An 11,157-nucleotide genomic window follows, 5' to 3' on the forward strand; every position below is an offset into this window, starting at 1 on the left:
TGAATATCGTTTCGTCCGCAACCTGCTGGGCAACGTCATGCTGAGAAAAATCAGGCCGATCAAGGATAGAAGGGTAAGGCATGACCTGATCGTAAAAGTCATGGAATTTATTGATATTCATTTTAAAGAGTGGAAGAAGAATAAATATATAAAGTGGGATTCGCCACAGAATATTTATTTGAAGACGTTCAATAAATTAATTCTCAAAATGTTAATAATTTAGATGATTCAAAAGGTACCTACAAATCCTGTTTTAGCGGGATTTGTAGGTACCTTTTCTGATATGCGAATCAGAATATTGCGTAATTATGAATTTGAAACGATCATCAGCGGATTTTTCAAGCAGTTATGCAACTTTTATTTCAAATTTGCATCGATAATAAATTGAATATGTTGTTTTTAACTGAAATATTCACTTAAAAACTGTCATTTGCATTCATGTTTTCTTAACTTTGACTTGGCATAATGAGACTTGTAAAAAGATATGAGATTAATCGGGAGGTATTTGCTATGAATATTTTGAAGAATACAAAGGCGCTCATCGCACTCTCGGTTGTAGTTGCTGCAATCGGAGGTTCACAAGTCTATGCATGCCGTGACACGTTTGCCGCACTCGCTCATGAAAAGACAGAAACGAAGAGCGTTTCCAGGAAGGAAACGTCGGAAAAAAAGGCTGATTATTCAGTAAAAAAGGAAACGGTCTCTGAAACTTCCTCAACTGAGGCTGCGTCTGTTTCCGAATCTTCAAGCAGCGTTGCTCAAAGTTCATCGGTTGCAAGTTCAAGCAGTGCTGCCCAGAGTTCCTCTCAGGCAGCGACGCAAGCTCAAACGGCAACGCAGCAGTCTTCGCAGACGTCACAGAGTCAGGCCGCATCGTCTCAGGCGACGCAGTCCCAGTCGCAGCAGTCAGCTTCTTCTTCACAGCAACCGGCTCAAACGAGCGGTTTCTGCCTGAACGGACATTCATATCCGATTAGAAGCTTCAGTGGTACGGGATCGGTTCCGGCAGACGGCAACGTTTATGCCTGGACTTCTCTTCCGAACTATTATCTGTTTGAAATGATGGGCGCAGCACACAGCCAGCTGGGCAGCCTGCATGTCGGAAGTGAAGTCGTCATCAACGGGCGCGTGCTGCATGTTTCAGAAATCATGTATGGCGTAAAGAATGACGGAACGGGTCTCGAAGTCGTTGCAAACAAGCTGGCACAGCACAGCGCCGGCTGGCAGACATGCGAACAGGCCTGCTACAATTCGACCTTGACTGTATGGTTCGCAGATTAGCAAAATTTAGAGTTGAATGTTAGAATGAATCCAGGAAGGAAGCTTCCTGGATTTTTTATATGAAAGGCGGTTGAATAATGAAACTCGGATCGCATGTCAAGATGCGCGGCAAGGAGATGTTTCTGGGATCCGCAAAAGAAGCGGCGTCGTATGGAGCAGATGCCATGATGGTTTATACAGGTGCACCGCAAAACACTGTCAGAAAAGACTTGTCTGTGATGAGAATCGAAGAAGGAAGGAAATATATGGAAGATCACGGCATTGAAGAAGTAGTCGTGCATGCGCCATATATCGTCAATCTTGGCAATAACAAAGATCAGGACAAATATGAATTTGCAATCGAATTTTTGGCGAACGAACTCAAGCGGGCAGATGCGCTCGGAGCAAAACAGGTCACGCTTCATCCCGGAGCTCACGTCGGCCTTGGAGCAAAGGCTGCCATCGAAAACATTGCGCACGGGCTGGATGAGGCGCTGAAAGCGTCAAAAGACGTCAGCGTTGCGTTGGAGACGATGGCGGGCAAAGGAACGGAAATTGGGCGAACGTTTGAAGAACTGGCCGAAATCATTGATAAATGCAGTGAAAACGACCGCCTGAGCGTTACGTTCGATACCTGTCACGCAAACGATGCCGGTTATGACGTCAAAAACGGCTTTGATGACGTTTTGAGTGAATTTGATCGAATAATCGGGCTGAAGAGACTGAAAGTCGTTCATCTCAACGATTCAAGGAATGAATGCGGCGCTCATAAGGACCGGCACGCAAACATCGGTTTTGGAACAATCGGCTTCGATTCCTTGAATTATATTGCCCATCATCCACAGCTGGAAGACGTACCGAAAATTATGGAAACGCCATACGTCGGAGAAGACAGGAAGAATTCGTTTGCACCGTACGCATATGAGATTGCAATGCTCAGGAAACAGGCTTTTAATCCGGAGATGCTGGAGAAGATAAAGGAAAACCAGGGTTCTTTGTAAAAGAAATGCATGCCGAAAAAAACCGCCACACAAAATGCGTGACGGCTTTTTTGACCTCTAATGATGTCTTTGAATGCGAAATTGAATTTTACGCGAAATCAGTCCTCGTTTTCTTCGAGACTTTCCGTAATGAGAGTTGCGGTTTCTTCAATCGACTTGTTGGCAACATTGATGATCGGGCAGCCGAGTTTCTTGTAGAGATCCATGGCAAAGTCGAGCTCGGCCTGAATATTGTCCATATTGGAATAATTCGTATCAGGATTCAGGCCGTAGGAAATCATGCGCTCTCTTCTGATATTGTTCAAAATTGACGGATCATTGGTCAGGCCGAAAATCTTCTTTGGGTCAACTTGATAAATCTGGTCAGGAATGCGAGTCTTCGGAACCAGCGGAAGGTTGGCAACTTTATAGCCGCGATTTGCGAGGAACAAGGACAAGGGCGTTTTGGAAGTTCTTGAAACGCCCAGAAGGACGATGTCTGCTTTCAGGAAACCTGACGGATCCTTGCCGTCGTCGTAAGTTACGGCAAATTCGATGGCTTCAATGCGCTTGAAGTATTCGTGATCAGTGTTGTGATTGATTCCGGCTTTATGAAGTGGTTCGTCTCCGGTACGCCTTGCCAGAAGATCAATGATGCCACTTAATGCATCGATGACTGCAAGATTGTTTTCCTTGCAGTAGCTGTTTGCAAAAGCCGAAAGTTCATTATCTGAAAAAGTGTGCACTATAATCGCATTTTCACGTGTGGCTTTATGCAAGATACCCGTCAGAATCGAAATCGTTTTGATCAGTGGATAGCGATGAACCTTAAAAGCTGCTTTCGGAAATTGAACGATGGCCGCCTGAGCGAGGTTGTTGCCCGTTTCGCCAAGGGAATCGGAAATAATATAAACATTGATTACGTTGTCGTTTGACATAGGGTGTCTCTCCTTTCGGTAAACGCTTTCTTTAACTCTATTATACTATATTTGCCGGAATTATTCATCAAAATAAATAAATTTTGCTAAATAAATTAAGAAGTTGTTAAAGTTATATTGACGCGATATTCTCATTTATGTATAATGAAAAGGAACTGTTGATGTTTGTGATATACAAAATAGACAATAAGACGGTTACATTTAAGCTCGGAGGGAGGGAAACAACCATGTCAAAGACAGTCGTTCGTAAAAACGAATCTCTTGATGACGCTCTTCGTCGCTTCAAACGTTCCGTTTCAAAAACAGGTACTTTGCAAGAATATCGGAAACGTGAATTTTACGAGAAGCCAAGTGTAAAACGTAAGAAAAAGTCCGAAGCAGCAAGAAAGCGCAAGAACAAGCGTCGTTTCTAGTTTCTAGAGGAGGCAGGTTGTGATGAGTTTATTGGATTCATTGCAAAAGGATATGGTTGCAGCCATGAAGGCCAAGGACAGGAATCGTTTGAAGACTGTTCGAATGCTTAAAGCTGCAGTTCAAAATGAGCAGATCAGCGTTGGACATGATTTGACTCCTGACGAGGAAGTCGGCGTGTTATCTCGTGAATTGAAGCAACGTAAGGATTCTCTTGAAGAATCGAAAGCTGCTGGACGTGACGATTCAGTCCGGGAACTTGAGGACGAAATCGCAGTTGTGCAAGGCTATATGCCTGCTCAATTGAGTGCAGACGATGTAAAGGCCGTTGTTGAAGAAACAATCAAAGCGGTTGGGGCAACGTCTAAGGCTGATTTCGGCAAAGTCATGGGCGCCGTGATGCCTAAGCTCAAAGGCAAGGCTGACGGCAAGCTGATTAACGCCACGGTTAAGGAACTGCTCGGTTAACGGGTGTCCTGGAGCCAGGGAAGAAATTCCCTGGCTTTTTTTGTCTGCGGTTTGCTAAAATGGCTTACGATAAGTATAATACATATAGGTGAGAATCATATTTCAAAGAAGCAGCGGCCGATTCGGTGTCTGGAAGGCTCAATGTGCTCATTTCCAGGACGACTCTGCCGCGGCAAAAGGGGTGCTCTTATTTGTCAGAAGGAACCGTAATTGAAGAAGAATTTACGCTTGCTGATCCGCAGATGGCAGTTTCGCTTTTCGGAATCAATGATGCTTATTTGAAGCTGATTGAAGAAGGAAAAAACGTTATCGTCAGCTCTTTCGGAGATCATGTCAAGATCAAGGGCAGTCAGGATGACGTTTCGGAAGCGAAGGAAATTTTCGGGCAGCTGGCTGAACTTTTGAAAAAGGGCGTTACGATCAGCGATGCTGACGTCGTTTCGGCGATGACGATGGCCGAAAAGGGAACGCTGGAGTACTTTCAGGATCTTTATACGGATACTTTGGTCAAAGATCGCAAAGGCCGGAGCATTCGCGTAAAGAATTACAGCCAACGTCAATACGTTCAGGCAGTCAGGCATAACGATCTTGTCTTTGGAATCGGTCCTGCCGGAACGGGGAAGACGTATCTGGCCGTCGTGATGGCAGTTGCGGCATTGAAACGGCATGAAGTCGAACGGTTGGTGCTGACGCGACCCGCAGTCGAGGCCGGAGAATCGCTTGGCTTTCTTCCGGGAGATCTGAAGGAAAAGGTTGATCCTTATCTGCGTCCGATTTACGATGCGTTGAATTCGATTCTTGGTGCGGAACATACTGAAAGATTGATTGAGCGCGGAATCATCGAAATTGCTCCTTTGGCTTACATGCGCGGACGGACGCTTGAGAATGCCTTCGTGATTTTGGATGAAGCGCAGAATACGACAAGGGCGCAGATGAAGATGTTCTTGACGCGTCTTGGCTTTGGGTCGAAAATGATTGTCAATGGCGACAAGACGCAAATCGACCTGCCCGCCGGACATAAGCAAAGCGGACTTGTCGATGCGGAGAATGTGTTAGGCAGTCTTCCGCATATCGGTTTCGTTCATTTTGATGCCGCTGACGTCGTGCGGCATCCTGTCGTTTCGGAGATTATCAGTGCCTATGAAAAGCATAATAAAATAGAAAATGAGGACTAGCATCAATGGATTTGGAAATTTATGACGACACGAAGAATGTTCCTGAGGAAAGAATCAAACTGATTGAAGATATTTTGAACTTTGCGGGCAGCTTTCTCAAGCTTCCCGAAAATACGGAAATGTCGGTCACTTTGATGGACAATGACCATATTCATGAAATCAATAAGAAATATCGCGGAGTCGACAAACCAACGGATGTCATCAGCTTTGCAATCGAAGAAGACGATCCCGACGAAACCCCGATTATTTTGCCTGAAGGTGAGGAGTTCGACATTCCCAAAAATATTGGCGACATCATGGTTTCGATGGATAAGGTCAAAGAACAGGCCGAATATTTGGGACATTCGGAGGAGCGTGAACTAGGCTTCCTGGTTGTTCACGGATTTTTGCATTTGAACGGATACGACCACATGAAGGAAGAAGACGAAAAGGAAATGTTTGGTCTTCAACGAGAGATTCTTGACGCCTATGGGCTTACGAGATAGCAAGAAACGTTCAAAGTTCGTTAGCCGTTGGAAAAACCGTCACTTTGTCAGCTCTTTCAAATATGCGGTAGAGGGACTGGTGACAGCTTATCGTGAGGAACGCAATCTGCGTTTTCATGTTGGCTCGGTGATTGTGGTCGTAATCATGGGGGGGCTGTTTCATGTTTCGGCAAACGAGTGGCTTTGGCTTTTATTGAGCATATTTTTTGTTTTGGCAAGCGAGGTTTGGAATACGGCGATTGAAAATGCCGTTGATCTCGCCAGTGAATATAAGAAGCATCCCCTGGCCAAGAAAGCAAAGGATACTGCTGCAGGCGGAGTGCTTTTGGCAGCTGTGTTTTCGGTGATTGTCGGTGCGGTTATTTTTGTGCCTAAAATCTGGGGATTGCTGTTTTAGATTAATGAATGTGAGGAAGAAAATCTTTGGATAACAAATTTCATTCAGGCTTTATTGCCATATTAGGGCGTCCCAACGTCGGGAAGTCAACTTTTTTGAATCGGATTATCGGCCAGAAAATTGCCATCATGAGCGATAAGGCTCAAACCACGCGCAACAAGATTCAAGGAATTTATACGACTGATGATGCTCAGATTGTTTTCATTGATACGCCGGGTATTCATAAGCCGCAAAGCCGTCTGGGCGATTTTATGGTCGAATCGGCTCTTTCAACGTTAAATGAGGTTGATGCGGTGATTTTTATGGTAAATGCAGAGCAGAGGCGCGGCCGTGGCGATGACTTCATCATTGAGCGTCTCAAGAACGTCAGGAAACCAATCTATCTGGCAATCAACAAAATTGACCGGATTCATCCGGATCACCTTCTGGAAGTGATGGACGACTACCGCGGAGCACTGGATTTTAAAGACGTGTTCCCGATTTCTGCGCTTCAGGGCAATAATTGTCAGGAGTTTATCGATACGCTGATCAAGGACCTGCCTGAAGGTCCGCAATACTACCCGACGGATCAGGTTACGGATCATCCGGAAAGATTCATTGCCGGCGAACTCATCCGCGAAAAAGTCCTGGAACTTACAAGGGAAGAAGTTCCGCATTCGGTTGCGGTCGTTGTCGACCGAATCAAGCGCCGCAATGAGGAAAAGATTTTGATTCAGGCCACGATTATCGTTGAACGCGCGAGTCAAAAGGGCATCATTATCGGAAAGGGAGGCAAAATGCTCAAGACAATCGGGGTCAAGGCAAGAAAAGACATTGAGCTTATGATGGGCGACAAGGTTTATCTGGAACTTTGGGTCAAAGTCATGCCAAATTGGAAGGATCGCCAGATAGACTTGAGATCGCTTGGATACAAGCAGGACGATTATTGATTTTTGGGCGGAGTTGAAACGAGGTTTTGACTCCGCCGTCTTTAAGGAGGAATCATCGTGGTTTTGCATCAGGGCGAAGAATTTTCAGGCATCGTGGTTTCAAAGAGAGACTACAAGGAAAGGGATCTGCTTGTCAAAATTCTGACGAATCGATATGGCTATAAGACATTTTATATTCGCGGCGCTAAAAAGCGCGGCTTCAGGCTTGGTGCAATCATTCTGCCCTTTTCGCACGGGCGATATCTCGGCAGCATCAATGATGACGGGCTGTCATACCTCAGTGCCGGAAAGGAAATTGATCAATATCAGAATATCTTTAACGATATCATGCTGAATGCCTATGCGTCATATGTACTGGGCCTGGGAGAAGCAGCAGTCAGGGATGACTGTATTTTGTCAGCTCAGTGGTACAGAAAAATTGAACGGGCGCTGCAGCTGATTGATCAGGGCTTTAATCCTTTGGTTATTGTAAGCATCATGGAAATCCAGATGCTGGAACTTTTTGGCGTTGCTCCTGAATGGCGCTTTTGTGCGGTTTGCGGAAATCAGCGCTCTTCTTTTGACTATTCCGAAAGTTATGGAGGAATTCTTTGCAAAAATCATTGGCATCTTGATCAAAATCGTCTGCATCTTGATGAAAAGACGATGTACTTCTTACGCTATTTGTCTGATATTGACCTGGACGTTTTGAAAAGCATCAATCTCAGCGAAGAAACGAGCATGAACATCAAGAGGGCACTCGACGTGATTTATGACGATCAAGTCGGACTGTACGTTCCAGCTAAGAAGTTCTTGAATGAAATGACTTCTTTTGACTTTGTCCTTGAAAAAGGACTTGACAAAACTGAATAATTAAACTATTCTAAGGTCAATCGAATAGAAAGACGTTGAGAAAAGAAAGTCGGCGACGTGTCATGCCAAGCGAGTCTGAGAAGGTGTGAGCAGATGATGACTGTCGTTTGACTGGCGCTTTTTGAGTCTTGACGAAATTAAGCTGCTAGGCAAAACTAGAAGTAGGGTGGAACCGCGATTTGCGAAAAGTCGTCCCTATGTGACCACAGGCGTCGCATAGGGACTTTTTTTATGCGATTGAGCTGGTTGTTTTCGCAATAAATTTTTAGGAGGACTTTGCCTTATGGCTAAAAAATTAGCGATGCAAGACATTATTTTGACCTTGCAACAATTCTGGGCTAAGCAAGGCTGCATGCTCATGCAGGCTTACGACAATGAAAAAGGTGCCGGAACGATGAGCCCGTACACGTTTTTACGTGCAATCGGACCTGAACCGTGGAACGTTGCTTACGTTGAACCGTCACGTCGTCCGGCTGACGGACGTTATGGGGAAAATCCCAACCGTTTATTTCAGCACCACCAATTTCAGGTGATCATGAAACCGAATCCTTCAAATATCCAGGATCTTTACCTTGATTCGCTCAAGTCCCTGGGAATCGATTCCAGGGAACACGATATTCGTTTTGTCGAGGACAACTGGGAAAATCCTTCAATGGGATGCGCCGGAGTAGGCTGGGAAGTCTGGCTTGACGGGATGGAAATCACTCAGTTTACCTATTTCCAACAGGTCGGCGGTTTGGAAGTCCGCCCCGTTGCCGTTGAAGTAACGTATGGACTTGAAAGGCTTTCGTCTTACATTCAGGAAGTCAACTCGGTCTTTGATCTTGAATGGGCCGACGGCGTCAAATACGGCGACATCTTTAAAGAACCGGAATATGAGCATTCAAAATACGCTTTTGAGGAAAGCAATCAGGAAATGCTTTTGAAAATGTTTGATACGTATGAAACGGAAGCGAAAAAGCAGATCGCAAACGGCCTGGTTCACCCGGCTTATGATTATATCCTGAAATGCAGCCACACGTTCAACCTGCTGGATGCCCGCGGTGCTGTTTCGGTTACAGAACGTGCCGGCTATCTTGCTCGAATTCGCAACATGGCCAAGTCAGTCGCCAAGGCGTTTATTGAAGAACGCAGGAAACTTGGCTTCCCGCTCATTAAAGATGAAAAGCTGCGTCAGGAATTGCTGAAGGAGGATAAATAATGGCACATAATTATTTGCTTGAGATTGGTCTGGAAGAAATTCCGGCACATGTCGTCACGCCAAGCATTAATCAGCTGGTTGAACGCATGACCTCCTTTTTAAAGGAAAATCGTCTCAGTTTCGAGAAAATAGAAGCATACTCAACACCGCGTCGTTTGGCGCTTAAGGTTATCGGTCTTGCCGACAGGCAGGAAGACATCGAGGAACTGGCCAAGGGACCTGCAAAAAAGATTGCCTATGACAATGAAGGTAACTGGTCGAAGGCTGCTCAGGGATTCGCACGCGGACAAGGCGTGAGCGTCGATGAACTGTTCTTCCAGGAGTTAAAGGGTGTTGAGTACGTCTACGTCAAGAAATTCATTGCCGGCAAGTCCGCAAAGGAAGTATTGACGTCTGTAAAGGAAGTCGTAATGGGGATGAAATTCCCGACGATGATGCGTTGGGGGTCAAATGACTTTGAGTACGTCCGGCCGATTCGATGGATTGTTTCATTGCTTGATGACGAGATTGTCTCCTTTAAGGTTCTGAAACTTGAAGCCGGCCGGAAATCACAGGGGCACAGATTTCTGGGAAAAGAAGTCGAAGTAAGGAATGCGGATGCATATCCTGAATGCTTAAAGCAGGAAATGGTTATTGCTGATGCCGGGGAACGCAGGGAACTCATCATGACTCAGATTGAGGAACTTGCCAAGAAGAATTCGTGGAACATTGTCGTTGATCCCGATCTTTTGGAAGAAGTCAACAACTTAGTTGAATACCCGACTGTTTTTGCCGGTTCCTTCGATGAAAAGTATCTTTCTGTTCCGGATGCAGTCTTAATTACTTCAATGAAGGACAACCAGAGATATTTCTACGTCGAAGACTCTGATGGCAAACTTTTGCCGCACTTCGTTTCCGTAAGAAACGGCAACGATGCTTATCTCGAAAACGTCGTTTCAGGCAATGAAAAGGTGTTGACGGCTCGTCTTGAAGACGCCAGGTTCTTCTATGAAGAAGACCAGAAGCAGACAATTTCAGAGTATGTCGAACGTCTGAAAAAGGTCATGTTCCATGATAAAATCGGGACGATTTATGAAAAGATGGAGCGTGTCGCTTTGATTGCGGCTTATCTTGGCAAGCATCTCGGGCTCAATGAGACGCAGCTTGCAGATTTGAAGCGTGCTGCAATGATCTACAAATTTGATCTTGTAACCGGAATGGTCGGCGAATTTTCTGAGTTGCAGGGCGTGATGGGCGAGATCTACGCTTCCCTGTTCGGCGAGACGGATTCCGTTGCTTCCGCAATGCGTGAAGAGTACATGCCGACGAGTTCTGAAGGAGCCCTTCCTGAATCAACGATTGGGGCGGTTCTTTCGGTTGCAGACAAGGCTGACAGCATTCAGGCATTCTTTTCTGCAGGAATGATACCGAGCGGTTCGAACGATCCGTATGCCTTAAGGCGTCAAGCTCTTGGAATCGTCAGAATCGCGCTTGACAAGGGATGGAAATTGTCTGTTCCTTTGTTGCATGAGGCAATCATGTTCTCATTCAGGGAACGCAGCGATCTTTATGCGAATATCAATCCTGAAAAGAATTACGCAAACGTTAAGGACTTCATGTTTGACCGCGTTGCTCAAATCATTGGTTCAAACCACGACGTCAGCAGGGATGCCCTGGCTGCTGCTCTTGCAAACAGGGACAATGAGTTCGTTTCGGTTCTTGAAGCTGCAGAAACTCTGACGAAACACGCCTCAGATGATGATTTCAAGGAAACAATCGAAGCTTTGACCCGTGTTTCCCGTTTGGCAGAAAAGGCTGATTTTGAAGATGTCTCGGTCGATGAATCGTTGTTTGAAAACGATGCTGAAAAGAAGCTCCATGATGCATGTGAAAAGGCTCAAACAGGTTATTGCTGCAAATCATACGAGGACAAGTATCAGTCCCTGCATGGTTTGAAGGGCGCAATCAGCGAATACTTCGATGCGACGATGGTCATGGCTGACGATGAAAAGGTCAAGCACAATCGTTTGAGTCAGCTTGTTCTGCTCAGCAATCTGACAAGCGCCTTCGGTTCGCTTGAAG

General features: G+C 45.5%; 12 protein-coding genes and 1 pseudogene. 12 read left to right on the forward strand and 1 reads right to left on the reverse strand.

Going from position 1 to position 11,157, the window contains the following annotated elements; all coding sequences use genetic code 11:
- The 3 genes and pseudogenes from V7Z60_RS06825 to V7Z60_RS06835 form a co-directional block, all read left to right on the forward strand.
- Positions 1-223, forward strand: a pseudogene (locus tag V7Z60_RS06825) (glycosyltransferase family 2 protein); the annotation flags it as partial.
- 287 nt (positions 224-510) lie between these two features.
- Positions 511-1,281: a hypothetical protein gene (locus V7Z60_RS06830; RefSeq protein WP_334117091.1), complete on the forward strand. Its 771-nt coding sequence runs from the start codon at positions 511-513 to the stop codon at positions 1,279-1,281.
- Positions 1,282-1,358: 77 nt separating this feature from the next.
- Complete coding sequence (locus tag V7Z60_RS06835; protein WP_334117092.1) at positions 1,359-2,261, forward strand: deoxyribonuclease IV; 903 nt, start codon at positions 1,359-1,361, stop codon at positions 2,259-2,261.
- A gap of 98 nt (positions 2,262-2,359) precedes the next feature.
- Here the strand turns inward: V7Z60_RS06835 and V7Z60_RS06840 are convergent, their stop codons facing one another.
- Positions 2,360-3,178, reverse strand: coding sequence for a pyruvate, water dikinase regulatory protein (locus tag V7Z60_RS06840; protein ID WP_334117093.1), 819 nt, complete (start codon positions 3,176-3,178; stop codon positions 2,360-2,362).
- 227 nt (positions 3,179-3,405) lie between these two features.
- Here V7Z60_RS06840 and rpsU point away from each other — a divergent pair, with 227 nt between their 5' ends.
- From rpsU to glyS, 9 genes are all read left to right on the forward strand, one after another.
- On the forward strand, positions 3,406-3,591 hold the full coding sequence (gene rpsU / locus V7Z60_RS06845) for a 30S ribosomal protein S21 (RefSeq protein WP_003694124.1): 186 nt from the start codon (positions 3,406-3,408) through the stop codon (positions 3,589-3,591).
- A gap of 22 nt (positions 3,592-3,613) precedes the next feature.
- Positions 3,614-4,057: a GatB/YqeY domain-containing protein gene (locus V7Z60_RS06850; protein WP_334117094.1), complete on the forward strand. Its 444-nt coding sequence runs from the start codon at positions 3,614-3,616 to the stop codon at positions 4,055-4,057.
- 191 nt (positions 4,058-4,248) lie between these two features.
- Positions 4,249-5,232: a PhoH family protein gene (locus V7Z60_RS06855; protein ID WP_334117095.1), complete on the forward strand. Its 984-nt coding sequence runs from the start codon at positions 4,249-4,251 to the stop codon at positions 5,230-5,232.
- Between the two features lie 5 nt (positions 5,233-5,237).
- Positions 5,238-5,717, forward strand: a complete 480-nt coding sequence (gene ybeY / locus V7Z60_RS06860) for an rRNA maturation RNase YbeY (RefSeq protein ID WP_334117096.1) — start codon at positions 5,238-5,240, stop codon at positions 5,715-5,717.
- Positions 5,701-6,114: a diacylglycerol kinase family protein gene (locus V7Z60_RS06865; RefSeq protein WP_334117101.1), complete on the forward strand. Its 414-nt coding sequence runs from the start codon at positions 5,701-5,703 to the stop codon at positions 6,112-6,114. The genes ybeY and V7Z60_RS06865 overlap by 17 nt, the downstream gene beginning before the upstream one ends.
- Before the next feature lie 26 nt (positions 6,115-6,140).
- Positions 6,141-7,043: a GTPase Era gene (gene era, locus V7Z60_RS06870; protein ID WP_334117097.1), complete on the forward strand. Its 903-nt coding sequence runs from the start codon at positions 6,141-6,143 to the stop codon at positions 7,041-7,043.
- Between the two features lie 57 nt (positions 7,044-7,100).
- Positions 7,101-7,895, forward strand: coding sequence for a DNA repair protein RecO (gene recO / locus V7Z60_RS06875; RefSeq protein ID WP_334117098.1), 795 nt, complete (start codon positions 7,101-7,103; stop codon positions 7,893-7,895).
- 283 nt (positions 7,896-8,178) lie between these two features.
- Positions 8,179-9,096, forward strand: coding sequence for a glycine--tRNA ligase subunit alpha (glyQ, locus tag V7Z60_RS06880; RefSeq protein ID WP_334117099.1), 918 nt, complete (start codon positions 8,179-8,181; stop codon positions 9,094-9,096).
- Positions 9,096-11,157: glycine--tRNA ligase subunit beta (gene glyS, locus V7Z60_RS06885; RefSeq protein ID WP_334117100.1), on the forward strand; the 2,062-nt coding region annotated here is incomplete at its 3' end. The genes glyQ and glyS, both read left to right, overlap by 1 nt.

Source organism: Ligilactobacillus sp. (assembly GCF_036846325.1).
Taxonomy (GTDB): domain Bacteria; phylum Bacillota; class Bacilli; order Lactobacillales; family Lactobacillaceae; genus Ligilactobacillus.

What these genes read in the sequence shown, in the direction of transcription:
- V7Z60_RS06865 (WP_334117101.1), top strand. Translation starts at nt 5,701, where the DNA reads ATGGGCTTACGAGATAGCAAGAAACGTTCAAAGTTCGTTAGCCGTTGG.
- V7Z60_RS06830 (WP_334117091.1), top strand. Translation starts at nt 511, where the DNA reads ATGAATATTTTGAAGAATACAAAGGCGCTCATCGCACTCTCGGTTGTA.
- rpsU (WP_003694124.1), top strand. Translation starts at nt 3,406, where the DNA reads ATGTCAAAGACAGTCGTTCGTAAAAACGAATCTCTTGATGACGCTCTT.
- glyQ (WP_334117099.1), top strand. Translation starts at nt 8,179, where the DNA reads ATGGCTAAAAAATTAGCGATGCAAGACATTATTTTGACCTTGCAACAA.
- V7Z60_RS06835 (WP_334117092.1), top strand. Translation starts at nt 1,359, where the DNA reads ATGAAACTCGGATCGCATGTCAAGATGCGCGGCAAGGAGATGTTTCTG.
- ybeY (WP_334117096.1), top strand. Translation starts at nt 5,238, where the DNA reads ATGGATTTGGAAATTTATGACGACACGAAGAATGTTCCTGAGGAAAGA.
- V7Z60_RS06850 (WP_334117094.1), top strand. Translation starts at nt 3,614, where the DNA reads ATGAGTTTATTGGATTCATTGCAAAAGGATATGGTTGCAGCCATGAAG.
- V7Z60_RS06840 (WP_334117093.1), bottom strand. Translation starts at nt 3,178, where the DNA reads ATGTCAAACGACAACGTAATCAATGTTTATATTATTTCCGATTCCCTT.